23 protein-coding genes are annotated in these 25,864 nt (G+C 73.9%); 16 read left to right on the forward strand and 7 right to left on the reverse strand.

Features of this window, described 5'->3' with window-relative positions; translation table 11 throughout:
- The first annotated feature begins 55 nt into the window (after window positions 1-55).
- The 9 genes from GQF42_RS04880 (at window position 56) to GQF42_RS04920 (ending at window position 10,923) form a co-directional block, all read left to right on the forward strand.
- A complete protein-coding gene (locus GQF42_RS04880; protein WP_158917968.1) occupies window positions 56-3,124 on the forward strand; it encodes a hypothetical protein in 3,069 nt (1,022 codons plus the stop codon).
- Between the two features lie 24 nt (window positions 3,125-3,148).
- Entirely contained in the window at window positions 3,149-3,574 is a 426-nt protein-coding gene (locus GQF42_RS04885; protein WP_158917970.1) for a phage tail protein, read from the forward strand.
- Window positions 3,574-4,293, forward strand: a complete 720-nt coding sequence (locus tag GQF42_RS04890) for a CIS tube protein (RefSeq protein WP_375999251.1) — start codon at window positions 3,574-3,576, stop codon at window positions 4,291-4,293. Before GQF42_RS04885 ends, GQF42_RS04890 begins: the two co-directional genes overlap by 1 nt.
- Window positions 4,290-6,113, forward strand: coding sequence for a VgrG-related protein (locus GQF42_RS04895; protein ID WP_158917972.1), 1,824 nt, complete (start codon window positions 4,290-4,292; stop codon window positions 6,111-6,113). Before GQF42_RS04890 ends, GQF42_RS04895 begins: the two co-directional genes overlap by 4 nt.
- A 90-nt stretch (window positions 6,114-6,203) precedes the next feature.
- On the forward strand, window positions 6,204-6,521 hold the full coding sequence (locus tag GQF42_RS04900) for a PAAR domain-containing protein (RefSeq protein WP_158917974.1): 318 nt from the start codon (window positions 6,204-6,206) through the stop codon (window positions 6,519-6,521).
- The gene (locus GQF42_RS04905; RefSeq protein WP_158917976.1) at window positions 6,521-6,943 is read left to right on the forward strand and encodes a GPW/gp25 family protein; all 423 of its coding nucleotides are present in this window, start codon (window positions 6,521-6,523) and stop codon (window positions 6,941-6,943) included. Before GQF42_RS04900 ends, GQF42_RS04905 begins: the two co-directional genes overlap by 1 nt.
- Complete coding sequence (locus tag GQF42_RS04910; protein ID WP_158917978.1) at window positions 6,943-8,901, forward strand: putative baseplate assembly protein; 1,959 nt, start codon at window positions 6,943-6,945, stop codon at window positions 8,899-8,901. Before GQF42_RS04905 ends, GQF42_RS04910 begins: the two co-directional genes overlap by 1 nt.
- A complete protein-coding gene (locus tag GQF42_RS04915; RefSeq protein WP_158917980.1) occupies window positions 8,898-9,461 on the forward strand; it encodes a phage tail protein in 564 nt (187 codons plus the stop codon). The genes GQF42_RS04910 and GQF42_RS04915 overlap by 4 nt, the downstream gene beginning before the upstream one ends.
- Before the next feature lie 388 nt (window positions 9,462-9,849).
- A complete protein-coding gene (locus tag GQF42_RS04920; RefSeq protein ID WP_233273239.1) occupies window positions 9,850-10,923 on the forward strand; it encodes a zinc ribbon domain-containing protein in 1,074 nt (357 codons plus the stop codon).
- Between the two features lie 27 nt (window positions 10,924-10,950).
- Here the strand turns inward: GQF42_RS04920 and GQF42_RS04925 are convergent, their stop codons facing one another.
- Window positions 10,951-11,802 carry a helix-turn-helix transcriptional regulator gene (locus tag GQF42_RS04925; RefSeq protein ID WP_158917982.1) on the reverse strand — a complete coding sequence of 284 codons (852 nt, stop codon included), beginning with the start codon at window positions 11,800-11,802 and terminating at the stop codon, window positions 10,951-10,953.
- Between the two features lie 87 nt (window positions 11,803-11,889).
- Here GQF42_RS04925 and GQF42_RS04930 point away from each other — a divergent pair, with 87 nt between their 5' ends.
- The gene (locus GQF42_RS04930) at window positions 11,890-12,687 is read left to right on the forward strand and encodes an SDR family NAD(P)-dependent oxidoreductase (protein ID WP_158917984.1); all 798 of its coding nucleotides are present in this window, start codon (window positions 11,890-11,892) and stop codon (window positions 12,685-12,687) included.
- 17 nt (window positions 12,688-12,704) lie between these two features.
- Here GQF42_RS04930 and GQF42_RS04935 read toward each other — a convergent pair whose 3' ends face one another.
- Window positions 12,705-13,577 (reverse strand): SGNH/GDSL hydrolase family protein, encoded by an 873-nt coding sequence (locus GQF42_RS04935; RefSeq protein WP_158917986.1) that lies wholly within the window; start codon window positions 13,575-13,577, stop codon window positions 12,705-12,707.
- 354 nt (window positions 13,578-13,931) lie between these two features.
- Between GQF42_RS04935 and GQF42_RS04940 the strand changes: the two genes are divergently transcribed.
- Complete coding sequence (locus tag GQF42_RS04940) at window positions 13,932-14,933, forward strand: NAD-dependent epimerase/dehydratase family protein (protein ID WP_158917988.1); 1,002 nt, start codon at window positions 13,932-13,934, stop codon at window positions 14,931-14,933.
- A gap of 243 nt (window positions 14,934-15,176) precedes the next feature.
- Here the strand turns inward: GQF42_RS04940 and GQF42_RS04945 are convergent, their stop codons facing one another.
- Window positions 15,177-16,289 carry a sensor histidine kinase gene (locus tag GQF42_RS04945; protein ID WP_158917990.1) on the reverse strand — a complete coding sequence of 371 codons (1,113 nt, stop codon included), beginning with the start codon at window positions 16,287-16,289 and terminating at the stop codon, window positions 15,177-15,179.
- 2 nt (window positions 16,290-16,291) lie between these two features.
- Window positions 16,292-17,023 carry a response regulator transcription factor gene (locus GQF42_RS04950; RefSeq protein ID WP_158917992.1) on the reverse strand — a complete coding sequence of 244 codons (732 nt, stop codon included), beginning with the start codon at window positions 17,021-17,023 and terminating at the stop codon, window positions 16,292-16,294.
- A gap of 104 nt (window positions 17,024-17,127) precedes the next feature.
- Between GQF42_RS04950 and GQF42_RS04955 the strand changes: the two genes are divergently transcribed.
- The 3 genes from GQF42_RS04955 to GQF42_RS04965 are packed head-to-tail and all read left to right on the forward strand — an operon-like array spanning window position 17,128 to window position 19,189.
- Window positions 17,128-17,829, forward strand: a complete 702-nt coding sequence (locus GQF42_RS04955; RefSeq protein ID WP_158917994.1) for a glycosyltransferase family 2 protein — start codon at window positions 17,128-17,130, stop codon at window positions 17,827-17,829.
- Window positions 17,826-18,443, forward strand: coding sequence for a TIGR04282 family arsenosugar biosynthesis glycosyltransferase (locus tag GQF42_RS45650; RefSeq protein WP_158917996.1), 618 nt, complete (start codon window positions 17,826-17,828; stop codon window positions 18,441-18,443). The genes GQF42_RS04955 and GQF42_RS45650 overlap by 4 nt, the downstream gene beginning before the upstream one ends.
- On the forward strand, window positions 18,440-19,189 hold the full coding sequence (locus GQF42_RS04965) for a class I SAM-dependent methyltransferase (protein ID WP_233273240.1): 750 nt from the start codon (window positions 18,440-18,442) through the stop codon (window positions 19,187-19,189). The genes GQF42_RS45650 and GQF42_RS04965 overlap by 4 nt, the downstream gene beginning before the upstream one ends.
- A 343-nt stretch (window positions 19,190-19,532) precedes the next feature.
- Here the strand turns inward: GQF42_RS04965 and GQF42_RS04970 are convergent, their stop codons facing one another.
- Window positions 19,533-20,765, reverse strand: coding sequence for a molybdopterin-dependent oxidoreductase (locus GQF42_RS04970; RefSeq protein WP_233273241.1), 1,233 nt, complete (start codon window positions 20,763-20,765; stop codon window positions 19,533-19,535).
- 113 nt (window positions 20,766-20,878) lie between these two features.
- Here GQF42_RS04970 and GQF42_RS04975 point away from each other — a divergent pair, with 113 nt between their 5' ends.
- Window positions 20,879-22,264 (forward strand): hypothetical protein, encoded by a 1,386-nt coding sequence (locus tag GQF42_RS04975; protein ID WP_158918002.1) that lies wholly within the window; start codon window positions 20,879-20,881, stop codon window positions 22,262-22,264.
- Window positions 22,265-22,324: 60 nt separating this feature from the next.
- Here the strand turns inward: GQF42_RS04975 and GQF42_RS04980 are convergent, their stop codons facing one another.
- Window positions 22,325-23,812, reverse strand: a complete 1,488-nt coding sequence (locus GQF42_RS04980; RefSeq protein WP_158918004.1) for a long-chain-fatty-acid--CoA ligase — start codon at window positions 23,810-23,812, stop codon at window positions 22,325-22,327.
- A 158-nt stretch (window positions 23,813-23,970) separates the two neighbouring features.
- On the opposite strand from GQF42_RS04980, the gene GQF42_RS04985 reads away from it, so the two are divergent.
- Window positions 23,971-25,137: a PucR family transcriptional regulator gene (locus GQF42_RS04985; RefSeq protein ID WP_158918006.1), complete on the forward strand. Its 1,167-nt coding sequence runs from the start codon at window positions 23,971-23,973 to the stop codon at window positions 25,135-25,137.
- A gap of 73 nt (window positions 25,138-25,210) precedes the next feature.
- Here GQF42_RS04985 and tpg read toward each other — a convergent pair whose 3' ends face one another.
- On the reverse strand, window positions 25,211-25,765 hold the full coding sequence (gene tpg / locus GQF42_RS04990; protein WP_158918008.1) for a telomere-protecting terminal protein Tpg: 555 nt from the start codon (window positions 25,763-25,765) through the stop codon (window positions 25,211-25,213).
- Between the last annotated feature and the right edge of the window lie 99 nt (window positions 25,766-25,864).

Here is a 25,864-nt window from a genome sequence, read left to right on the forward strand (position 1 = left end):
GTCGTCCGTGCCGGGCGCCGGGGACACGTCCGTCTCCGGCGCCGGCGGCCCGTCCGTGCCGGATGACTGGGACGGCGGATGGCGCCGTACCACCGCGCCGACACTGACCGTGGCCCGCGCCCCGCTCGGCGTCAGCGACGGCCTCGCCTTCCGCTCGGGCCTCGCATCCTGGCAGAACCCGTCCTTCGACGCCGGCCTCGGGCACGCGCAGCTGCCCTCCGCCCCGGTCGGCCTGATCCACGGCGTCACCGGCCCCGCCGCGCCGGGCAACTCGCGCGCCGACGGTGGACCGCTGCTGTTGCGCGTCCCGCGCACGGACGCCGAGGAGCCGGCCGAGGCCGCCCCCGCGAGCGACTCCGGGCAGCCCGGCGCGCCCCGTACTCCGCAGGTGTCCCGCAGGACCCGTGCGGCGACTCCCCGTGACGCCGGCAGGCGCAAGGACTCACGCTCCGCGCGCCGGGACGGCGGTGACCCCACCGACAGGTCACAGGCATCGCGGGACGTGAACTCCGGTCCTGCCTCCGGCTCCACGGGAGGCTCCCAGGCCGACGGCGCTGCTGTCACGAGGACTTCACCGGCCTCCGGCCCGTCCGGGCGTACGGTCCCGGCCGACGCCCCGCCACGGCGGAGCAGCCCTGCGCCTTCCGCCCCGTCCGTCCAGCGCCGGGCGGACAGGGCTGCGCCCGGCCGGGCGATCGTGGCCGCGGACCCCCTCGTACCGACTGCCGTGCCACAGCAGCCTGTTCAACGCTCCGCGGGGGGCTTTGAATCCACCGGTGCGCTACGTCCGACCGAACCGGGGCATCCGGCACCGGGACCGGAGATTCCGGTGGTACGACGTATCGCCGTGGTCCCCAACTCCTCCGTCGACTCACCCGTGTCCGCGCCTCGGCCTTCGTCCGGTCGTCGTACGGCGCCGGAAAGCGCACGCGGGGCACGTACAGGGCAGGTCGCCTCCACCGAGGCTGCCCAACAGGCCGCTCCCGCCGGTGAACCGGAGCCCAGGGCGGCCCGGCGTACCCCGGTGCGTCCGCATGCTCTCGGCCCCTCGCTGACCGTCGCCCGGTGGACGACCGCGCCGGTACGGCGGATCACCGCGCTGCGGCCCGCGGTCCGCCCCGCCGGGCCGGCCGCTGCTCCCGCGGTGGACCAGGACGCCGCGCCCACGCCCGCCGTGCAGCGCGCCGCCTCCCCGGCACGACCCGGCTCACGCCCGCCGCTCGGCGAGCCCCTGGCCGAACTCCCGGCCACCGCCCGTCCCTTGCCCGCCGGAACGCCGGAGACGACAGGCCCGGCGACCGCACCGGAGCTGCCGATCCTGCAGCGCCGAACGGACACCGCCACCACTGCCTCCACGCCGCAGCCGCAGGTACGTCCGTCGCCCGCAGGAACGCCCGACACGACAAGCCCGGCGACCGCACCGACACTGCCGATCCTGCAGCGCCAAACAGACACTGCTGCCTCCACACCGCAGCCCCTGGAGCGTCCGTCGCCCGCCGGGACGCCGGGGACGACGGGCCCGGCAACCGGACCGACGCTGCCGATCGTGCAACGTCAAACGGACACCGCAGCCTCGACACCGGAGGCACGGCGCGGCGCCCCCGCAACGCCCCGGAGTGGCGGGACACCGACGGCCGAGCCCGTGGCCAAGCCCGATCCTGCGCGTCCGGCCACCGGGCCCCGCCCGTCCGGTGCCCGAGCCCGTGGCGGGCTGGGGGCACCGCTGCCCGCGATGCCGCAGACCGCGGACATGCCACGCCCGGCCGGCCCCGGCGGCCGTCCGGTCGCACCGGCCGGACCGAGCACTCCGGCGACCCCGCACGTCCAGCGCACCCCGCTGCACCCGGACCGCCCCGCCGGGGGCGCGCCGGAGCGCCCTTCCGGTCCTCCCCGGCCCGAGGGCACCGCTCCCCTGCTGGGCGGGACGGACGTCGCACGGCGTGGTTCCACCCCCGACTCCCGTACGGATCAGAGTGTTTCACCCTCGGTGCCGGACTCCGCACCGGCACCCGCCACTGCCCTGGCAACTCCGGGCGCCGCCCCGGATCCCGCCACGCCCCTGGTCACTCCGGGCGCCCCGCAGTCCGTGCCCTCCGCCGCACCCGAACCCGATGCGGTGCAGCGGTTGCTCGCGCCGCGGACCCGCGCGACCACCACGGACGGGCCGACGGTACCGGCCTCCACAGGTACGACGGCCACTTCGGCCTCCGGGAACAGGTCGGCGGCACCGGCCCGCTCAGCACCCGGTGGCGCGCCTCCGGTCGTCGTCGCCAGGGCCGTCACCGTCCCAGCCCCCGCCCCCGGGCGAAGTCCGGACACCAGCGGCAACCGGCCGCCCGGTGTCATCGACACACATCCCCTCACGGCTCAGCGCCGCCCGACGCACCGCAGCCTCTCCCTGCTCCCCGCCCGCCCGCTCACGGTCAGCACCCGCGTCCCGGAGGGTTTCACACCTCCTGCCGCTGCCCGTACCGGGGAGCGTCCGGTGGTCTCCGCGTCCTGGCGCCGCGAACCGAGCCCGGGCCGGGGACCGGTACCGGCCGCGCCGCACGTACAGCGAAACGTCTCCGCCCCGGCGCCTCCGGCGTCGGGCAACCCGCCCGCGCGCAGCACGAGTTCCGTGCAGCCCCGGCGCGCCGTCCCCGTCGTACGGCCGAATCCTCCTGTCCAGCGGGCCGCCCCCGTACACCCGCAGGCACTGCCGGTGACCGATCCACAGGCGTCTCCCCTGCAGGACCGCCCGGTGAGCCCGGCCCAGCACGCCGCCCCGCCCGTGCCCGTGGTCCGCGCCACCCGTACGACGGCACACGGGCCGCACAGCGCTTCCTCCCGCGCGGCATCGGTCCAGCGGCAGGCGACCGGCGCCGGCGCCCGTGCCGTACCGCCCGGTGTGCCGGTGACCGCCGTGCCTTCCCGGACGGTGCAGCGCACGCCCTCGGCGCCCGCGGTGGCCGGCAGGCCGCCGGGCCGGGACACCGCCGGGTCGGCGGGCGTGCCGCAGGACTCCGGGATCGATCTGGACGAGCTGGCGCGGCGCCTGCTGGAGCCGATGGCCCGGCTGCTGAGGGCAGATCTGCGGCGCGGCCGGGAACGCACGGGCCGCCCCTACGACGGACGCCGGTGAGGACTGGGAACGGATGGACAACGGATGACGGACAACATCTTCGCGACGAGCGTGTTCTTCCGGCTCGCGATCGGCGGCAACGACCTGGGGGCGTTCCACACCTGCTCCGGCATGGGGGCGCAGGTGGAGATGGAGAGCTACGCCGAGGGCGGAAACAACGGCTTCACCTGGCAGTTGCCGGGCCGGGTCACCTGGTCGAACATCACGCTCACCCGGCCGGTCACCGCCGACACCACGAAGATCGCGCGCTGGCTCGACGAGACGCTTCGGCGCGTGGAGCCCAAGGACGGCGAGATCGTGGCACTCAAGCCGGATCTGTCCCGGATCATCAGCTGGCAGGTGCTCGGCATCGTGCCGGTGCGCTGGGAGGGGCCGTCGTTCGACCCGTCCTCCTCACAGGCGGCCGTGGAGACGCTGGAGATCGCCCACGAGGGACTGAGGCCTTCCTGATGGCTGCCGTCCGCACCAGCGTGGCCAGGGCCCAGCTGACCCTGAAGGAACCCCCGACGGCGGTGGGCGCCAAGCCCGGCGGGACGATCGCCCAGCTGAACCTGCAGTTCAACCCCAACTCCCTGCAGCTGCGCAAGACCACCGAGTGGCGGCGCACTCCGTCGCGTATGGCCGGCGAGTCGGCGCTGCCGGAGTTCGTGGGCAGTGGGCCGCGGGAGCTGAGCCTGGAGGTCTTCCTCGACGCGACCTCGACCCACGACAACTCGGTCGAGCAGGCGGTGGAGAAGCTGATGAAGGGGTGCGTTCCGACCCCGGCGAGCCTCGCACGGAAGAAGCCTGCCAGTGCGTGGGTCCGCTTCGAGTGGGGTACGGCCCGCACGACGTCGTTCGACGGGGTGCTCTCCAGCCTGTCGGTGACGTACACGCTGTTCGACGTGGACGGCAAACCGCTGCGGGCGACCTGCTCGCTGTCCATCGAGGAGGCGAGCGTCGACCCGCCGGGGCAGAACCCGACCTCGGGTGCGCGCACCGCCCGCAGTACGCACACCGTGGTGGCCGGGGACAGCCTGGCGCTGCTGGCGTGGCGGGAGTACGGCGACGCGACGGCCTGGCGGGCGATCGCCGAGGCGAACGGGATCGACGACCCGATGGCTCTGGTGCCCGGTACCGAACTGGTGGTGCCGGCGCTCGGGGACGCGGGCGGTGAGGAGGAGCGGTGACCACACCCGAGGCGCGTGGCGGCCGGTCGTTCGCGGCGGACCCCGTCGTGGAGGCGCCCGGTGAGCTGCCGCAGATCTGGGCGGCGCAGCTGGTCGGCTGTGTGGTGGACGAGAACGTGGGCCTGCCGGACACCGCCGTGCTGACCTACCGCGATCCCGACCACGAGTTCCTGAAGTCGACCGGCATCACGCTGGGCACCCCACTGCGGGTGTCCGTGGTGACGGTTGCCGGGCAGGCGCGCGTACGGCTGTTCAACGGCGAGGTCACGGCGGTGGAGATCGACCGGGACTCGACCGGCTCGTTCACCGTCGTACGCGCCTACTCCGTCGCGCACCGGCTGCAGCGCGGCCGGAAGGTGGCGGCGTTCCGGAACATGACGGCCTCGGCCATCGTTCGCAAGGTGGCAGCCGGGGCTGGGCTGCCGGTCGGGAAGGTGGAGGCCGCGCCGGTCACCTACAAGCAGCTGTCTCAGGCCAATGTGTCCGACTGGGACTTCCTGCAGTACCTGGCGGGCGAGAGCGGTGCGCAGGTGCGGGTGGACGACCAGGGCGTGCTGCAGTTCACCAAGCCCGAGAAGGCCTCCGGTGCGCCCGCGCCGTCGACGCCGGCCACACAGAGCCCGATGGTGCTGGAGTACGGGCGCAACCTGCTGGCGCTGCGGGCCGCGCTCTCGGGCGCGGACGGGGCCTCCCAGGTCGAGGTGCGCGGCTGGGACGTCACCACCAAGACCCCGCTGGTGGCCCGGCAGCAGTCGGTCACCAGCGACACCGTACTGCCCGGTCTGGCCCCGGAGTTCGGCGCCCGGTTCGGCAAGTCGGCGAAGCTGACGGTGACGGACACGCCGTACCGGACACAGGCCGAGACGACGGCGGTCGCGGACGCGCTCGCGGCTCAGGTCAGCTCCGGTTTCGGGGAGGTGGAGGCCCTGGTCGAGGGAAATCCGCGGCTGCGGGCGGGCGTGCCGGTCGCGCTCGGCAATGTCGGGCCCGCGTTCTCCGGAAAGTACACGGCCACCTCGGTGCAGCACACCCTGGAGCCGCACGGCGGCTACCGGACCACGGTGTGGGTGAGCGCCAGCCCGGACCGCTCCCTGGCGGGCCTGGTGACCGGCGCGAACGCGCCCGGACGCGGCGCGCGCATGCCGGGTCTGGCGATCGGTGTGGTGACGGACGTGCGCGAGCCGGGCGGTGCGCAGAGCGGCGGGGTCCGGCTCAAGTTCCCCTGGCTGGACGACACGTACGTCACCGACTGGGTGCGGACGGTGCAGTGGGGCGGCAAGGGCGGCGGGGGTGTGGTGAGCCCCGAGGTCAACGACGAGGTACTGGTCGGCTTCGAACAGGGCCTGCTGGACAGCCCGTACGTCATCGGCGGTCTGTACAACGGCGTGGACAAGCCCTCGCCGCACGACGTTCCGCTCGTGGACGGCACCAGTGGCAAGGTCAACCGCCGTTCGGTGGTGTCGCGTTCGGGGCATCGGCTCGAACTGCTGGATCCGCCGACGGGGCCGTCCGGAGTGCGGCTGCGGACGGCTGACGAGCGGCTGGAAGTGCTGCTGGACGACCGGAACAACCGGCTGGAGCTGACCGTGTACGCGGCCGGCGGCCGGCGGGCGCTGACCTCGGTGGTGATGGACGGTCAGGGCATCACGCTCGACGCCAAGACCGGCAAGGTCAGTGTGAAGGGCGGCAGCGTGGAGATCGAAGGCACCAACTCGGTCAAGGTCGGCGGCCGGTCGGTGAGCGTCGGTGGGCAGACGGACCTGACGCTCGACGGCGGTCTGCTGGGGGTGCTGAAGGCGGATCTGGTGCGTATCAATTGACAGTCTTGCGAGAACCGATCGACAGTCGGTCACATTCTTTGCCGTCCAGGGCCCTTGAGGGCCGTGATCCCGCTTCGAGGAGCCCGTTGCATGCCCGGCGCAGCCCGTACCGGCGACCCCACCAGTCATGGGGGTGTGATCGCCACCCCGCCGCCCGCGGCCGCCATGACGGTGGCGCGTGTGCTGATCGGCGGCCGTCCCGCCGCCGTCGTGGGCAGCCTGCACACCTGTGTGGTGCCCCCGCACGCCGCCCTGGGCCCGGGCAACGTGATCATGCCCAACCCCACCGGGCTGATCTCGGGCGAGGTGCTCATCGGCGGGTTGCCGGCCGCGCGGGCGGGCGACACCACCACGTGCGGCGCCACGATCCAGATCGGCGCCCTGAACGTGCAGATCGGGGGTCTGTGATGAGCGAGCGGTTCATCGGGCGGGGCTGGGCGTTCCCGCTGCGGGTCGGGCCGACCGGCGGGATCGCCATGGTCGAGCGGGAACGGGAGATCGAGGAGGCGATCCGGCTGGTGCTGGGCACCGCGCCCGGAGAGCGGCCGATGCGCCCGGAGTTCGGCTGCGGCATCCACGAGTACGTCTTCGCGCCCGGCGACGGCGCCACCGCGGGGCGGATCGCCCAGCAGGTACGCGAGGCGCTGGAGCGGTGGGAGCCGCGGATCACGGTGGACGACGTGGTGGTGGCCTTCGACGCGGTGGACGACGGAACCCTCTACATCGACGTGCGCTACACGGTGCGTTCCACCAACGACCGGCGCAACCTGGTGTTTCCCTTCTACACGATCCCCTCCGAGGAGGGGGCCGAGGAAGCGGTCGCGGACTGATGGCCCTGCCCTCCCCCAACCTGGACGACCGGCGGTTCCAGCAACTCGTCGACGAGGCGAAACGGTATGTGCAGCAGCGCGCACCGGAGTGGACCGACCACAACGTCTCCGATCCGGGCGTCACCCTGATCGAGACGTTCGCCTACATCGTGGACCAGTTGCTGTACCGGCTGAACCGGGTGCCGGACAAGAACTACACCGCCTTCCTGGACCTGTTGGGGATCAGGCTGTTCCCGCCTGCGGCGGCGAGCGCCGAGGTCGACTTCTGGCTGTCGGCACCCCAGCCCGACACGGTGACCCTGCCCACCGGTACCGAGGTGACGACGGCGGACGGCGACGCGGAGGATCCCGTGGTGTTCGCCACCACGGACGAACTGCGCATCGTGCCCAGCGAGTTGACCCGGCTGGTGACCGCGCCCCGGACCGGCGACCAGGCCGACCGGACCCGCGAGCTGACCGAGGGACGCGACGTACGGTGCTTCCAGCCGGCGCCCGAGCCTGGGGACGCGCTGCTGTTCGGGCTGCCCACGGCCGTGCCGCGGTGCATCGTCGCGGTACGGCTGGACAGCCGGGTGGAGGGCGTGGGTGTGGACCCGCGCCAGCCGCCGCTGGTGTGGGAGGCCTGGGACGGCGGGCGCTGGCAGGTGTGCGAGACCGGCTCGGACACCACCGGCGGTCTGAACCGGCCCGGCGAGGTGATCGTGTACGTCCCGGCCGGGCACACCGCGTCCGTGATCGGTGGCACCCGGGCGGGCTGGCTGCGCTGCCGGGTGACCGCGGCGGAGCCGGGCCAGCCGTTCTACTCGGAGTCGCCGACCGTGCGGGAGGCGACGGTGTTCACCATCGGCGGCACCAGTACCGTCGAGCACGCCGAGACGGTCACGGACGTGCCGCTCGGCGCGTCGGAGGGCGTACCGGGCCAGACGTTCCGGCTCGGCCGGCCGCCGGTGCTGCTGGACGGCGGGCCGCCGGTGGTGGAGGTCTCCTCGGCCGACGGCTGGCAGCGCTGGCAGGTCGTGGAGCACTTCGGCCGCTCCGGACCCGCCGACCGGCATGTCCAGGTCGATGCGACCTCCGGCGAGTTCACCTTCCCGCCCGCGCTGCGCGAACCGGACGGGACGTTGCGGCTGTGCGGCGCGGTACCGGAGAAGGGCGCCCAGATCCGGGTGTCCCGCTATCGCACCGGCGGCGGCCCGGCCGGCAATGTGGCCCGGGGCGCGATCTCGGTGCTGCGCAGCTCCGTGCCGTACATCGCGCGGGTGACCAACCGGGAGGCGGCGCGTGGCGGTGTGGACGGGGAGAGCCTGGCCAACGCCAAGCTGCGGGCTCCGGAGGCGCTGCGGATGCAGGAGCGGGCGGTGACGGCCGAGGACTACGAGATCATCGCCCGGCAGGCGGCTCCCTCGGTGCGCCGGGTGCGCTGTCTGCCCGCGGCCGAGGGCGCCGGTGCGGTGCGGGTGCTGGTGGTGCCGGACGCGGTGGCCGACGAGGGCGACCGGCTCCGCTTCGAGCAGCTGATCCCGTCGGACCAGGTGCTCTCGGCGATCACCCAGAGCCTGGACGAACGGCGGCTGATCGGGACCCGGCTGGTGGTGGAGCCGCCGGCGTACCAGGGCATCACGGTCGTCGCCCGCCTCGCGGCGGCCCCCGAGGACACCGACCGGATCCGGGATGCGGCGCTCGCCGCGCTGTTCCGGTACCTCAACCCGCTGCACGGCGGACCGGACGCCACCGGGTGGCCGTTCGGGCGGCCGGTGCAGTACGGGGAGGTGTTCGGTCTGCTGCAGGGCGCCACCGGCAACGCGCTGGTGGAGGAGATCCGGCTGTTCGCCGCCGACCCGATCACCGGCCGGCGGGGCGCTCCGGCGGACCGGATCGACGTGTCCCCGGGTGCGCTGGTGTTCTCGTACCAGCACCAGGTCGTCGTACAGCCACAGGAGAGGGAGGGCCGGGCGTGAGCCGTGCCGCCGTACCCGGCCTGCCGAGCCGGCATCCGATCGGCGGGCTGCTGCCCGCGCTCTACGCCGACGACGCCTTCGCCCAGCGTTTCACCGCCGGTCTGGACACGGTCCTCGCCCCGGTGTTCGCGACCCTCGACAGCCTGTCCGCCTATCTCGACCCCCGGGTCGCGCCGCTCGACTTCGTGGCCTGGCTGGCATCGTGGGTGGGCACGGCCGACGATCCCGAGTGGTCCGCGCAGCTGCGCCGCGAGGCGGTGGTGCGCGCGGTGGAGCTGCACCGCTGGCGCGGCACCCGGCGTGGCCTGGTGGAGCGACTGCGGCTCACCCTCGGGGTGAACGCCGAGGTCAGCGGCGACGGCGGGGCGGTGTGGTCGAGTACCGCGGGCGCCGAAGCGCTGCCCGAGCCGTCCGGAGAGGTGCTGGTCCGGGTGTGGCCGGGCCGCGACCCGGAAGTGGACGAGGGCCGGGTCCGTGAGGTCGTCCGGTCCCTGTGTCCGGTGCATGTCCCGTGCCGGGTGGAGCTTCTGTCCGGCCCGCCCGCCGACGAAGGGAGGTGACGCCATGCGCGCCTGTCCCGTGTGCGGGGCGTCCAACGACCCCACTGACGACTTCTGCAGCAACTGCGGTTCGTACCTGGGCTGGTCGGAGGAAGAGGCGCGGGGCTCGTCCGCGCCGGCCCCGGCCGACCCGGCACCGGTTCCCGAGCCGGAGCGGACGACGCCGCCGGCGCCCTCGCCTGCCCCTGCCCCTGCCCCTGCCCCTGCCGACGAGTCTGCTCCTGCCGACGAGTCTGCCCCTTCCGGTGCCACGGAGCCCAGCACTTCGCCCACCTCACCGCCCCGTACGTCGTCCCTGCGGACCCGGCTGACGAGCCGGTCCCGGCGGGGTGCGCAGAACGCAAGCCGTACGGGCCCCGGCACCGGAGCCGCCGCACCGGGACAGCCCGTGACTTCGGTGGACCCGCCCCCGGCGGCTCTGGCCGGGGGGCCGCTTCAGGAGGACAACGGCCGTTCCGCAGGCGGGAGTTCACCGGAAGAAGCAGGCAGTGACGGGACTTCGGCGGGCACGGCCGGCAATGGCGGCGAGGAGCACGATGCGCGGGGCGGCGACGATGCCACGTCCCGCACGCCCGGGCCCGGCACCGCCGCCGGGACGCCGCCCGTCGCCCCCGCCCCGGCCGCGCCCGTGCGCCCCGCCCCACGGGTTCCGGCTCCCCCGCCCGAGCCCGAGCCCGAGCCCGAGACGATCGTGCCCGTGCAGCCCGCGAAGCCGGTCGCGCCGCGCCCCGTTGTACGGCAGGTCCCGGCGCAGGAGGAGGTGTCCGGGCTGCCGTGCCCGGCGTGCGGCACACCGAACCCGCCGGGCCGCCGGTTCTGCCGTCGCTGTGCCAGCCCGCTGGTCCCGGCGCAGGACCGGGCTCCGCTGCCCTGGTGGCGCACGGTCTGGCCGTTCCGGCGGCAGGTGCGGGCCGGCTCCGGGCGGGGAATCCGCTTCCTGGTGATCCTGGCCGTGATCGTGGCGCTGTGCGTGGCCGGTTTCTTCCTGCTGCCCGCAGGGCGTGCCCTGTTCGAGGACACCCGGGACAAGCTCAGCGGCACCAAGGCGGTCACCCCGGTGCGCGTGGACGCCAGTGCCGAGGTGCCCGGGCATCCGGCGAAGAACACCACGGACGGGCTCAACAACCGTTACTGGGGCACGCCCGGGGAGGGGGCCACGATCACGTACACCTTCGGCAAGCCATTCCGCCTGGTCGACCTCATCATCACGAACGGCGCGTCGACGGAGCCCGAGGAGTACCACAGTGAGGCCCGGGCGCTCGAGATGGACCTGGAGGTGACATCGGCGGACGGGACGGTGCACCGCAAGGAGATCGACCTCAGCGACAAGCCGGGTACGCAGACCGTCCAGACCGGGATCGACAAGGTGGTGAAGGTGCGGCTGGTGCTGCGGAAGGTCACGGGACTGACCGGGCACCGTCATGTCGCGGTCGCCGAGGTGGAGTTCTTCCAGCGGAGCTGACCGCGCGGCCACGGCGGGACGGGTTGATCAGCGGGGCGCGTCCATGCTCTGGGTGCCGATGACGGACAGCAGCCGCAGCGCCTCCTCGGCGGGCGAACCGGGAACGGCGGTGTAGATCACGACCTGCTGGTCCCGGTCGGCGAGGTCGAGCGCATCGCAGTTGACGGTGACCGGTCCGACCAGCGGATGCTGGAACGTCTTGCGCAGGGTGGGCGTCACGTCCACCTCGTGCAGGGCCCACAGTCGCGCGAACTCCTCACTGCCGTCGAGGAGTTCGCGGATCAGCGCGGCCACCTCGGGATCGTCCGGATAGCGGGCGGCGGCCGTGCGCAGGCGCCTGGCCGCGTGCCGGGCGAACGCGTCGGCGTCGGAGACGCCGTACAGCCGCCGTCCTTCGGTGTGCGGCCCGAGGAAGGCGCGGCGGGCCAGATTGCGCTCACGCCGTGGCAGGGCCGAGAAGTCCTCCATCAGGGCGGCCGCCAGGTCGTTCCAGGCGAGCACCTCCATCATGGCGGAGGTCACGAAGGCGGCGGACTGCGGCAGCCGGTGGACCAGGTCGAGGATGCTCTGCCGCACCTCGCGCGAGGGTCCGGGCGGCGGGCCGGGCGGGGCGCCGGCCAGGAGGTGCAGATGGTCCCGTTCGGCGTCCGTCAGGCGCAGGGCCCGGGCGAGCCCGGTCAGCACCTCGCGCGACGGGCGCGGGCCGCGGGCCTGCTCCAGCCGGGTGTAGTACTCGGTCGAGATGTACGCCAGCTGCGCCACCTCTTCGCGGCGCAGCCCCGGGGTGCGGCGGCGCGACCCGGCGGGCAGGCCCACGTCGGCGGGGCTGATCCGCTCCCGTCTGCTGCGCAGGAATGCTGCCAGTTCTGCTCTGTCCACACCTTCAGTGTGCGCGGGTGGCGTGCGGCCGAGCCAGGTACTGCCGGTGCCTGGATGTGCCCGGCTCACCCGCACAGGCTCCCTCTCATGGAGAACATGCACAGGGAGACACCTGCCTCGACCAGTCCCGGCCTGCTGGCCGGCAAGGTCGCCTTCGTCACCGGTGCCGGACGCGGGATCGGCGCCGCCGCGGCCCGGCTCTTCGCCCGGGAGGGTGCCCGGGTGCTGCTCGCGGCCCGTACGGAGGCACAGCTGAAGGCGGTCACCGAGGAGATCCGGGCGGCGGGCGGCACCGCGGAGTACGTGGTGTGCGACCTGGCCGACGCGACGAGCGTGCGGGCCGCGGTGGACCGTGCGGTGGACCGATACGGCCGTCTCGACATCGCCTTCAACAACGGTGGGACGATCCAGCCGCCCGGCCCCATGGACGCGCTGCCGGAGGCCGGCTTCGACCGTGTGTACACGGTGAACCTCAAGGGCGTCTGGCTGGCCATGGCCGCCGAGGTCGCCGCCATCCGGGCGAGCGCCGGGACGGGCGCCATCGTCAACAACTCGTCCGTCGGCAGCCTGCGGGGCAACCCCGAACTGCCCGCGTACGGTGCGATGAAGCGGGCGGTGAACAGCCTGACCGAGTCGGCCGCCGTGACGTACGGTCCCGAGGGCATCCGGGTCAACGCCATCGCACCCGGCAACACGCTCACTCGGATGATCCGGGCCTGGGAGGGGGAGTCCCCCGGCCTCCAGGACCGGCTCACCGCCCTCACCCCGCTGCGCCGCGCGGCCGACCCGGCGGAGATCGCCGAGGCCGCCGCGTGGCTGCTGAGCGACCGCGCCTCCTTCGTGACCGGCGCGGTGCTCCCGGTCGACGGCGGCGCGCGGGCCTGAAGCCAGGCGGGCTCGGGTCAGCCGAGGCCGAGAACGCTCAGGGTGTGCTCGGCCATGCGCTGCTCGCCGAGCGCGTTGGGGTGGACGGGCACGATGTTCGTCCCGAACAGGAGCGGCTCGATCCACCGGGTGCCGATGGCCTGGCACGCGTCATGTCCCGTTGAGGCCTGGGAGAAGTCCACGTAGGTGGCTCCGGTCTCCGCGGCGGCGCGCTGCACGACGGCGTTGAGGTGAGCCTGCAGGGCGTGCAGGTAGGGCACGTCTCCCTCGGCGACCGGCAGTTGGGCGAAGCAGGACGGGTCGGCCGTCGCGGGTGTGATCCACGGGTAGCCGAGCACCGCCACCCGGGCATCGGGCGCCTTGGCCCGTACGGCGTTCAGCGCGCTCTTGAGCGCGGGGTAGGTGTTGGTGTCGATCGCGTCGTCGAAGGACGTGCCGTACCTGTCCTTGCACGGACTGCCCTTGCCCGCGCTGAGGATCCCCTCGGTGCCGCAGTCCAGTATGGCGTTGATGAAGGTGCCGTTGTCGTTGCCGCCGATGGTCATCGTCACGAGGTCGGTGTCGGAGGTGACGGCGTCCGCCTGCGGGGCGACCCCGGGGTACTGGGACGCGGTGAAGTCCTTGGTCTCGGCCGCACCGCAGGTGACGTCCGTCAGCCGGGCCCCGGTACGGGCGGCGACGACATGGGGGTAGTTGGCCGTGGAGCGCAGGCACAGCAGGTTGCTGACGTCGATGGGCAGGACACCCGAGGCGGCGCTGTAACTGTCGCCGAGGGCGGCGTAGTTCAGGGGCGTCGCCGCCTGGGCGGGTGTGGCGGTGAGGCCGAGGGCGAGGACCCCGGCGAGTGCGGAGGCCGCGGCCGTGACGCGGCGCAGGGCAGGCGTGGGCATGGGCGGGTGCTCTCTCTTCTCGGGGTGGGGACACGAAAGCAGGCGGGCAGGACGGGGCCCGCGCGTGTGCTGGTGCGCGAGAAAACGGCGGCTCAGAGCGGGGGGAGGTGCGGTGTCATGGGGGTTACCGCTAGGTACTACTGAAAAGTAATGTGAGGGTGGCCGACCCCTGAGTCAACGTTGTTGACAAAGATTCTTGAAACGCTCACCCATCCGGGATTGCCAACGCCCCTGCTCCCTCCGGAGGTTCGGCAAGGACTCCGTGCCGCACCGCGCGGCGTCCGCCCCTTACGGAGTCGTGACGTGCTGGCCGCGTCACGGGGTCACGGGCCCGTGCGCGGCTAGCGTGAACGTATGCGTGTACTGGTCACCGGCGGTGCCGGGTTCATCGGGTCCCATGTCGTCGAGGCGCTGCGCGCGAGCGGGCACGAGCCGGTCGTGTACGACGTCCGGGAGGATCCCGGCGCGGACGTGCGCAACCCGGCGGCCGTCGCCCGGGCGCTGGCCGCAGTGGACGCCGTCTGCCACCAGGCGGCGATGGTGGGGCTCGGCAACGGCGTCGCGGACGCGGCGGAGTACGTCTCGCGCAACGACCTCGGCACGGCCGTGCTGGTCGCGGCCATGGCGGAGGCGGGTGTACGGCGTCTGGTGCTGGCGGGTTCGATGGTGGTGTACGGCGAGGGCCGTTACGCGTGCCCGCGGCACGGGGTCGTACGGCCCGGACCGCGGACCGTCGCCGACCTCGACGCGGGCCGGTTCGAGCCCACGTGCCCGCGCTGCGGGGCGGAGCTGAGCCCTGGCCTGGTCGGCGAGGACGCCCCGGCCGATCCCCGCAACGTGTACGCGGCCACCAAGCTGGCCCAGGAGCACCTCGCCGCGGCCTGGGCCCGCAGCACGGGCGGGTCGGCGGTGTCCCTGCGCTACCACAACGTGTACGGGCCCCGGATGCCGCGCGACACCCCGTACGCCGGGGTCGCGTCCTTCTTCCGCTCGGCACTGGCGCGCGGCCAGGCCCCCCGGGTGTTCGAGGACGGGCGGCAGCGGCGGGACTTCGTCCACGTCCGGGACGTCGCGGAGGCGAACGTGGCCGCGCTGGAGGCGGACACGGCACCGGGCACCCTCGCGGCGTACAACACCGGCAGCGGTGAGCCCCGCACCGTCGGCGAGATGGCCCGGGCGCTGGCCGACGCGTACGGCGGGCCGGAGCCCGTGGTCACCGGGGAGTACCGGCTCGGGGACGTACGGCACATCACCGCGGACTCCTCCCGGCTGCGCGCCGAACTGGGGTGGAAGCCGCAGGTCGGATTCGCGGAGGGGATGCGGGAGTTCGCACGGGCCGCGCTGCGCGAGGTGTGACCGGGCGCGCCCGCTCGGCAGGTCACGAAGTCGTCCCGCACCGGTGCGGACGGTGCGCCCGGCCAACCGCCGACGGTGCCACGAGGCCCGCGCCGGGCAACACCCCGCCCAGCAGCAGCCGGCCGTGCGTGCCGCCGTCCAGGCACAGCGACGCCAGTACCGGGGGTGCCACCCCGCCCGCCGGACCGCAGCCGCGACCAGCGGGGGAAGAGTCACAGCGGGTTCGGGAACGGCGCCTGGGGCTCAGGACGTTGGAATGGGCAGCGTCACTTCGAAGCGGCAGCCGCCGGGAATGTTGCGGACACTGGCCCGGCCCTGATGGGCCTCCACGATGCCGCGGACGATGGCCAGGCCGAGCCCCGCGCCGGCCGGGGGCGTGCGGGCGTCGGTGCCGCGCCAGCCGGTGTCGAAGACTCGGGGAAGGTCCTCCTCGGGAATGCCGCCGCAGCCGTCGGTGACGGACAGGACCACCGCGTCGGCGGTGCGCGCGGCGGCGATCGCCACCGTGCCGTCGGCCGGGGTGCGGCGGATGGCGTTGACCAGGAGATTGCCGAGAACCCGGGTCATCTCCTTGGCGTCCACCTCCACCGGCACGGGCTCGACTCCGTCGCCCACCAGCCGCACCCCGTGTTCCCGGGCGAGCGGGTCGGCTCCCGCCAGCGCGTCGCCGACGAGGTCGTAGAGCGAGATCCGGGCGGGGCTCAGCGGGAGGGTTCCCGCGTGGATGCGGGAGAGTTCGAAGAGGTCGCCGACCATGTCGTTGAGGCGCTCGACCTCGGTGCGGATCTGTTTGAGGTAGCGGTCGGGGTCGGCGGCCACACCGTCCTCCAACGCCTCCGACATGGCGCGCAGTCCGGCCAGCGGGGTGCGCAGGTCGTGGGAGATCCAGGCGACCAGCTCGCGCCGTGACTTCTCCAGCGCCCGCTCCCGCTCCCTCGACTCGGCGAGCCGTGCACTGGTGGCGGCCAGCTCCCGGCTGAGCGCGTCGAGTTCGGCGGTGGCCGGGACGCTCGGGGCGGCGAAGGCGCCGGCGTCGCCGAACGAGCGGGCGGCGTCGGCGAGTTCACGGCTGCGGGCGACGACCCAGCGCCCCAGGAGCAACGCGGTCGCCAGGGAGACCACGGCCGCCATCGCGACGACGGTGGTGACCACCGTGAGGTCGTGCGAGGACAGGAACATCGCCCAGGCCACGGCGAGCGTGCCGGCGAGCATCGCGCCCACACCGACCGCAGCGACGACGGCGACGGAGGCGGTGAGCGAGCGCCGTCGGATCAGGCGCAGCACGCCCGCTCCCGCCACCCCCGCGGCAGCGGCCCCGGCGAAGGCGTACAGGGCGATGAGGACAGTGGCACGCATGGTCAGGACACCGCCTCGTCCGGCTCGAAGCGGTAGCCGACGCCCCAGACCGTCTGGATCAGCCGGGGGCGGGCCGGGTCGTCCTCGACCTTGCCGCGCAGTCGGCGGACATGGACGGTGACCGTGGACAGGTCACCGAAGTCCCAGCCCCAGACCTCCCGCATCAGGTCCTCGCGGCTGTAGGCGCGGCCGGGGTTGCGCAGGAAGAAGGCCAGAAGGTCGAACTCCCGCAGGGTGAGGGCGAGTTCGGCACCTTTCTTGGTGGCCCGGCGGGCTTCGGGTTCGACGGCGAGTCCGGCCGCGGCGAGCCGGTGTCCCGTGCCTGCGGGACGGCTGCGGCGCAGTACCGACTCCACGCGCAGGACCAGTTCGCGGGGGCTGAAGGGCTTGGTGACGTAGTCGTCGGCGCCGACCTCGAGGCCCAGGATGCGGTCGTCCTCGTCACCGCGGGCGGTGAGCATGATGACCGGCACGGGGCCGCCGTCCCGCATCCGCCGGCACACCTCCAGGCCGTCCATGCCGGGCAGCATCAGGTCGAGCACCACGAGGTCGGGCCGGTGGGCGGCGGCTCGGGTGAGGGCCGTCGGGCCGTCGTCGGCGCGGTCGACCACGTAGCCGGCCCGGTGCAGGTATCCGGTGACGACCTCGGCGACGGTCGGGTCGTCGTCGACGACGAGAATCCGGGCCGCCTGGCCTGCGGCTTCGGCCCCGAGGGGCGGGTACGGCGATTGCATGCCTCCAGCCTCGCACCACCGGGTCGGCGACGTCGGGGCACCCGGTCCGGCGTCCGCGTTTCGTAAGGTCCGGGAGTCTGATTTGCCCGGTTGGCGTTCGTAGGGTGAAAACCGTGACGACCACTTCCACAGACGTCGACGTGGTGCTGCCCTGTCTGGACGAGGCCGAGGCCCTGCCCTGGGTGCTCGGCCGGATCCCGGCCGGCTGGCGCGCCCTCGTCGTCGACAACGGTTCCACCGATGGCTCTCCCGACATCGCCCGCGCGCTCGGTGCGACGGTGGTGCACGAGCCGCGGCGCGGCTTCGGCGCCGCCTGCCACGCCGGGCTGACCGCGGCCACCGGCGACATCGTGTGCTTCTGCGACTGCGACGCCTCCCTCGATCCCACGCTGCTCGCACCCTTCGTACAGGAGGTCCGGGACGGCGCGGCCGATCTGGTGCTCGGCCGGCGCCGGCCGCAGGGGCGGGGTGCCTGGCCCGCGCACGCCCGGGCGGGCAATCTCGCGCTGTCCCGGATGCTGCGCCGGCGCACCGGGCTGCGCCTGCACGACCTGGGCCCGCTGCGCGCCGCGCGCCGCGAGGCACTGCTCGAGCTGGACCTCACCGACCGGCGCAGCGGCTACCCGCTGCAGATGGTCGTCCGCGCGGCCGACGCAGGCTGGCGCATCACCGAGCACGACGTGCCCTACCGGCCGCGCACCGGCGCCTCCAAGGTGACCGGCACCTGGCGTGGCACCTGGCAGGCCGTGCGGGACATGAGCCGTGTGCTGGCCGAGGCCCCGGCCGAGAGGGGGCTCGTACGGTGACCACGTTGCTCGTCATCGCCAAGGAACCGCTGCCGGGGCGGGTCAAGACCCGGCTGACCCCGCCGTTCACCCCGCAGGAGGCGGCACGCCTGGCCGAGGCGGCCCTCGCCGACACCCTGCTCGCGGTGGCGGCCACGCCGGCGACCCGGCGCGTCCTCGTCCTGGACGGCACGCCGGGCGACTGGCTGCCGCCGGGCTTCGAGGTGCTCCCGCAGTGCGCGGGCGGGCTCGACGAGCGGCTGGCGGACGCCTTCGCGCACTGCGAGGGCCCGGCACTGCTCATCGGCATGGACACCCCTCAGGTCACACCGGAACTGCTCACCGTGGACTTCGCGGGCTGCGACGCATGGTTCGGCCCGGCGCAGGACGGCGGCTTCTGGGCTTTGGGGCTCGCCGCGCCCGATCCCGCGCTGCTGCGGGGCGTGCCCATGTCGACGCCGCTGACCGGGGCCGTGCAGCGGGACCGCCTGGTCTGCGCCGGGCTGCGGGTGCGCGACCTGCCGCGGCTGCGGGACGTCGACACCGCCGACGACGCCCGCGCCGTCGCCGCGCTGGCCCCGCACGGACGGTTCGCGGCGCGGCTGGCCCGCTGTGCGCCGGTCGGCCAGCGATGAGCGGCTCGGTCGCCTGGGCCACCGCCGACCCCTACGCGGACGCCCTGCGCGCCGGCCGGGGCCCGCTGTTCCTGCGCCGCACCGACGGCTGGCTCCTGCCGCTGGAGGTGGAGCGCTGGTGCGGCCGGGCCGATCCCGTCGACCTGGCGGTGCTGGACCGCTGCGAGGGCGCGGTCCTGGACGTCGGCTGCGGGCCGGGCCGGCTGGTCGCGGAACTCGCCGCCCAGGGCCGTACCGTCCTCGGCGTCGACGTCAGCGAGGCCGCCGTGGAGCACACGGGACAGCTCGGCGGTACGGCGCTGCGCCGCTCCGTCTTCGAGCCGCTGCCCGGCGAGGGCCGTTGGGACACCGTGCTGCTCATGGACGGCAACATCGGCATCGGCGGGGACCCGGCCGCCCTGCTCGAGCGGGTGACCCGGCTGCTGCGCCCGGGCGGTCTGCTGATCGCCGAGACCGTACCGGGACACGTCGACGAGCGTGCCCGGGTCGAGGTGGTGGCCGGGGCCGCGACCACCGTGCGCGGCGCGGCCTTTCCCTGGGCGCGCCTCGGCACGCCCGCCCTGCTGCGCTACGCGCGCCGGGCGGGCTGGCGGCCGGTGGCTCAGTGGGAGGCCGGCGGCCGCTGCTTCGCCGCCCTGCGCAGCCGCAGCACCAGCAACAGGGCCGAGCCGCCGAACAGGACGGCGGTGATCAGCAGCCAGCGGGTGAGGAAGCCGTCCGGGGAGAGTCCGGTGGCCAGCCGGTAGCGCTCGGCCGTCATCCCGCTGATCAGCGGGAACCACACGAGCAGAAGGAGCAGGGACAGCGCGGCGGGGACCCGTACGTACGGCGTCCGGCCGCGCCGCCCGGCCGCCCCGAGACGGCCGAGGACGAGCCGGTCCGCCAGCCCGTACAGCGGCACCAGGACGAGGTCGTGCAGCAGGGCCGCGCCGACGATCCACAGCGCCACCCCGAACCAGTCTCCGGTGAACAGCCGGATTCCGGCGTAGACGGCGAGCGTGAACGAGCAGGCGAGCAGCAGCAGTTGGACGGGGCTGCCGAGGGGGATGCGGCGCGGCAGCACGGGGCGCGGCAGTACGGGTCGCGGCATCACAGGTCTCCGAAGGTCAGCCGGGCCACCCATTTGGTGTTGAGCACGCCGGGTGCCGCGGGCACGATGATCCGCGCCGGGTGGCCGTGGTCGGGGGACAGTTCCTCGCCGTTGACGGACAGGGCGAGCAGGGAGCGCCCGTCGGCCACCTGGTTGGCGCGCAGGGCAGCGCGGCGGAAGGCGCCGTGACGTTGCAGCGACTCCACGAGCACGTCCGGCGGATCGCCGTCGTACCCGACGAGCGCCGCGAGGTCGCGCAGCCGTACCCCGCGCCACCACTGGTCGGCGGTCGACCATCCCTCCACGCATGCGATGGGCAACGACGAGCTGTGCAAGGGAAGTTGGAGCAGTTGGGTGCGGCTGAGCCGGACGGTGCCGGTCCGGCCGGTGACGACGAGGCGCCAGTTGTCCTCGTGGGTGTCGGCCTCGGTGATCCCGGCGTAGGCGGCGGTCTTGTTGATCTGGAAGCCGTTCGGGCCGCCGCCGGGATCGGCCGTGCCGTGCGGCGCCAGCAGGGCAGTGCGCCGGAAGGGGCCGCCCAGGGTCTGCCCGACCGTGGTCAGGAACAGCAGCAGGGAGCCGCCGCCGACCAGCCCGAGCGCGCCGCGCCGGGAGACGGTGGGCGCGTCCGGGCTCGGGGACTCCAGGTAGCTCCCCTCGCGCAGCCGGTGCCGCACGGCACGCACCGCGGTCGGGGTCTTGAGCACGGCGTGGGCCACGAACGCGGCGAAGAAGACCCAGGCGCCGTAGAAGTGCAGCGGGTAGAAGGAGCCGGGGAAGACGTAGTCCAGCTGGACGTTGAGCACCCCGGTCGTGAACTCGAACAGCCCGCCGCCGACCAGGAGCAGCAGCGAGATCCGTTCCAGCCCGTGCGTGACGGAGCGGACCGGCGGCAGTTCGAACAGCTTCGGCACCACCGACCACAGTTTGGCCAGCAGCACCGGGATCAGGGTGATGCCGAGCGTGACGTGCAGGCCCTGGGTGAAGCGGTACAGCCACACCGGGCTCGCGGGCCAGGCGAAGAGGTAGAAGCCGAGGGCACCCTTGTCCGGCGTCATGTCGTTCACCCGGGACAGGCCCGGGTTGTAGGCGGCGTACGACACCAGGCCGGTCACGAACAGCACGGTGACGCCGACCAGCAGGACGAGGCCGAGCACGGCGGTGAACCAGGTGCCGCGCAGCGGGCTGCGCCAGAAGCCTGGGGAGGTGGGAAGCCGAGGATGGTCGCGCATGTCCCGACCGTAGGCAGGAAAAGGCCCGGAAAAGGGGATGCGACCCATGACGAAACACTGACGTCCGGCCCGGACGGCGGCCACACGCCTGTGCTGCGGCCTAGCGTTCCCGTGTGATCCGCTTCCTCCACCGTGACCTGCGCCGCGATCTGTACGCCGTCCTCGCCGCCACCCTGCTCGTGACGACGGCCGTCCTGGTCGGCCGGCACATCCAGGACACCCGCCACACCCTGTTCGTGCACTGGCCGCCGGTCTTCGCCGACTGGGACCCGCACATCGGCCCCGGCACTCCGGCGGCCCTGGCGGTGGCGGCGGCCACCGTGGCGTACGGCCCCGCCCTCGCCGCCCGGCTGCCCTGGCGGGCGCTGCTCGCGGCGGCCTGGGCGACGGCCCTGGCCTGGATCTTCTCCCTCGCGTGGATCGACGGCTGGCAGCGCGGCATCGCGGGAAGGCTGACCACGACCAACGAGTACCTGACGGTCATCGGGCGCTTCCACGACATCCCGGCCACGCTGCGCGACTTCACCCACCACATCGTCGACGGCACCCCCCGCCCCTGGCCCGCGCACATCGCCGGGCATCCGCCGGCCGCCACGCTCACCTTCGTCCTGCTGGACCGGATCGGCCTGCACGGGGGCGGCTGGGCGGGCCTGTTCGTCATCGTCGTCGCGGCGACGGGGTGCGTGGCCGTGCTGACCGGCCTGCGTGCGCTGACCGACGAGAAGCTCGCGCGCCGGGCCGCTCCGTTCCTGGTCCTGGCCCCGGCCGCCGTGTGGCAGGGCGTCTCCGCGGACGGCTACTTCGCCGCCGTCGCCGCCTGGTCCGTGGCCCTGCTCGCGCTGGCCGTCACGCGCCGCTCCCTGTGGTGCGCGGCGGCCTCGGGCCTGTTGTTCGGGCTCACCTGCTACCTCTCCTACGGCCTCACGCTCTTCGCCCTGATCGGCGCGGCGGTGCTCGTGCTCGGCCGCGCCGGACTCCGCGAGCGCCCCGCCCTGATCCTGCCCCTGCTCGCCGGACTCGCCGTGGTCCCGGTGGTGTTCGCACTCGCCGGGTTCAACTGGTGGCAGGCCTACCACCTGCTCATCACGCGCTACTACCAGGGCGTGGGCGGCACTCGCCCCTACGGCTACTGGGTGTGGGCCAACCTGGCCTGTACCGCGATCATCACCGGACCGGCCACGGCGGCGGGCCTGCGCCGCACGGCCGGCGCACTGTTCCGCGGCCGTGCCCCCCGGACCGCCCGGCCCGCCCGGCCCGCCCGGCCCGCCCGGCCCGCCGCGGCTCATACCCGCCTCGCGTTCCTCGTGACGGCCGCCCTGCTCGCCCTGTTGATCGCCGATCTTTCCGGCATGAGCAAGGCGGAGACGGAACGCATCTGGCTGCCGTTCGCCCTGTGGCTGCTCCCGGCCTGCGCCCTGCTGCCCCGCCCCCGCGCCTGGCTGACCGCCCAGGCCGTGCTTGCCCTGCTGCTCAACCACCTTTTGTTCACGGGCTGGTGACGGACGATCAGGTCCGTGGCGGCGTTCGTCCAGCTCCGCCCGTACCAGCGGGTTGTTCCCTCACCTCGCCGGCGCGGTGATCTCCCGCTTGAGGATCTTGCCGCTCGGGCCCATCGGCAGGGCGTCCGTCAGCCAGAGCCGCCGGGGGTACTTGTAGGCGGCCACCCGGTCCCGGACGAACTGCTGCAACTCCTCGGTGTCCGCCCGGGCTCCCGGACGCAGCACCACCGCGGCCGCCACCTCCTCGCCGAGCCGCTCGTCGGGCACGCCGAGAACCGCGGCGAGGGCCACGGCCGGGTGCTCGTGCAGGACCTCCTCGATCTCGCGCGGGTAGACGTTGTAGCCGCCGCGGATGATCAGGTCCTTCTTCCGGTCGACGATGTACAGGTAGCCGTCCTCGTCCCGGCGGCCGAGATCGCCGGTGCGCAGCCAGCCGTCGGGGATGGCGGCGGCCGTGTCCTCGGGGCGGTTCCAGTACTCCTTCATCACGTTCGGCCCGCGCACGGCCAGTTCGCCGACCTCGCCCGGTGCGACGTCCCGGCCGGTCTCGTCGAGCAGCCGGACCTCGACGTCACGGACGGGGGTGCCGATGGAGCCCGGCTTGCGCGGGCGGTCGGGGTGGTTGAAGGAGACGACCGGGCTGGTCTCGGACATGCCGAAGCCCTCCAGCACCATGCAGCCGAAGCGCCGCTCGAACCCGTGCAGCACCTCCACCGGCAGGGAGGCGCCGCCCGAGACGCACATGCGCAGGCTGGACACGTCGACGGGGCCCGGGTGCTGCAGGAGTGCGGCGTACATGGTGGGCACGCCCTCGAAGACGGTGGCCCGGTCGCGTGCGACGGCGTCGAGCACCGCGCCCGGCTCGAAGCGCGGGACGAGGGTGAGCGAGGCTCCGCTGCGGACGGCCACGTTCATCGTGCAGGTCTGCCCGAAGATGTGGAACAGCGGCAGACAGCCGACGATCACGTCCTCGGAGGTCAGCCGCTGCACCTCGGTGACGTTGACCTCGGTGTTGTGGCGCAGCCCGGCGTGGGTGAGCGCGGCGCCCTTGGGATGTCCGGTGGTGCCCGAGGTGTAGAGCAGTACGGCGATGTCGTCACCGGCGACGGTGGTCACCTCGTACTGCGGCTCCAGGCGCGCCAGTTCGGCGGCGAAGGCGGCGGGTTCGACCGCGAGGCGCCGTACCCCGGCGGCACTCGCGCCCGCCGCGCCCTCGCCGGGGGCCCGGTGCCACTCGAAGAGCAGGACGGCCCCGGAGTCCTTCAGGTGGTAGGCGGTCTCCCGCTCCTTCAGCAGCGGGTTCAGCGGCACCACGATGCCACCGGCACGCAGGACCGCGTAGTACAGGACGACGAACTCGGGCACGTTCGGGAGCATCAGCGCGACCCGGTCGCCGGTGCGCAGTCCCTCGGTGCGCAGCAGGGCGGCCGCCTGGGCGCTCAGCCGGTCCAGCTCGGCGTAGCTGGTCGTCGCCGCGCCGAGGCGCAGTGCCGGGTGGTCGGGCAGGCGTCGCGCCGTGTCCACCAGAAAGTCCGCCAGATTGGCCATGATGCCTCCTCGCATCCCTGCTCCCGGCGCCCACGGGTCCCGCCGCCGACGCTCCCGGCATGGTCGCCCGCACGCTGAGGGCCGTCCATGGCCGCACCCACAGTCCGTACCCGTCTCAGTTGTTCCCGGGAACAATCAGGCCGTCGTACGCTGCGGACATGGGTTTGCCACAAGTCGGCGCGGCATTGCGTACACGTCTTCCGGAGCTGGGCGAGCGGATGACCGAGCGCATCCGCGCGGAGGTCGAGTCGTACGCGGACGACGCGCTGATCCCCTTCGCGTCCCTGAGGGACTCCTGCGAGGACAACGCCGACCTGCTCCTCGGCCGTTTCGCCTTCGGTGCCGAACCCGACGTGGGAGCCGCGCGGCAGACCGGACGCCTGCGCGCGGAGCAGGGGGTACCGCTGGCCGACACGCTGCACGCCTACCGCGTCGGGTTCGAACTGCTGTGGTCGGAGATGGTCGACGAGGCGCACCGGCACCCGGATGTCACGGACGCCGAGCTGGTGGCCGGTTCGTCGGAGATCTGGGCCCTGTTCGGCCGGTACGCGGAGGCGGTGGCGGCCGCGTACCGGGAGGCCAGCGCGGAGCTGGCGCTGCAACGTGAGGCACGCCGCTCGGCGTTGGCCGAGGCGCTGTTCACGGGCGCTCTCGCGGACCGTACGACGCCCTGGGAGGCGGCGCGGCAGCTCGGTCTGCCGGAGCGGGGCCCGTACGCGGTCGTGGCCGCCACCGTGCCGGATCCCGGGCAGGAGCCGCTGCCCGGGATCGAGTCGGCGCTGCGCCGGTCCGGGGTGGCGTCGGTCTGGCGACTGCTGCCCGACCAGCAGATCGGACTGGTCTCGCTGGCGCACCGGGACGCGGAGCCGGTGAGCCTGCGGGCGCTGCGCCGACGGCGCGCCCGGGTGGGGATCAGCCCCCGCTTCGACTCGCTGCGGGAGACCCCGCAGGCGCTGCGCTTCGCCCGGCTCGCCCTGGCCGGGCTGCCCGGCGACGGACCGGGGATCACCCTCTTCGACGACAGCCCGCTGGCCATGCTGGTGGCCGCGGCCCCGGCGGAGGCGAGCCGGCTGGTCGAGGTCGCCCTCGGGCCGGTCCTGCGGCTCCCGGAGGCGGAGCGGGCGCGGCTGCTGCGGACGCTGGCGTACTGGTTCACCGCGGGCGGTGTGGCGGCCGAGGCGGCGGACCGGCTCTTCGTCCACCCCAACACCGTGCGCTACCGGCTGCGCCGCATCGAGGAGTTGACCGGCCGCTCCCTCACCGACCCGACCGCGCTGGCCGACCTGGGTGGCGCGCTGTACGCCCTGCGCCTGCTGCCTTCCTGACCTGCCTGCGCCGGCCGCACGACCGTCACCCGCACGGTGAACGCCGTCCGAGCCGCACCGCCGACCAGCGGGATCACAGGGAGATGTCGATGTCCTCGACGTCGGTGAACTCCACCAGCAGGCCGTGCGCGCGCCGGCCGGCGTCGCGGAAGTACATCTCCCCCAGCCCCTGGGCCGCGATCTCCTGCAACTGCGACTCGGTGGCACCCCGGTCCCGGGCGGCGAACAGCCGCTCGGCCCAGCGGGGCGGCAGGGCCTGGGTGATGTGACGCAGGCGGGCGTCGTCGGTGGTGCCCGGAGCCGCCGTGAAGCCGAACCGGGCGCGCGCCGAGACGACGATGCCCTCCGCCGCGGCGGCCCGGCCCTTGGCCCGCGCCCGCACCTGCGGCTGCCAGCGCAGCCTGACCTCGCGTTCCAGCCGCATGGCGAGGTCCTTGCGCGGGTGCTTGAGCGTCCCGACCACGTACCGCTCCACCGTGCGCTGCGAGACACCCAGCAGTTCGGCGGCCGGCCGTGTGCCCTTGAGCTGCTTGACCAGGTACTTCATCCGAGCCTGCGCGGACTTGGGGACAGGACGGGTGAACGCCCCTTCCAGCGCCCGGTCCAGGCTCTCCCCGACGGTGTCCACGGGCTTCTCCTCTCCGCATCGAGGCGACCCGGCGTCGGCCCTCTCGCGGGTCAGCCTATGCGACGGAGCCGACACCCCGGGACATGCGCACCGACCTCC

Source organism: Streptomyces broussonetiae (genome assembly GCF_009796285.1).
GTDB lineage: Bacteria > Actinomycetota > Actinomycetes > Streptomycetales > Streptomycetaceae > Streptomyces > Streptomyces broussonetiae.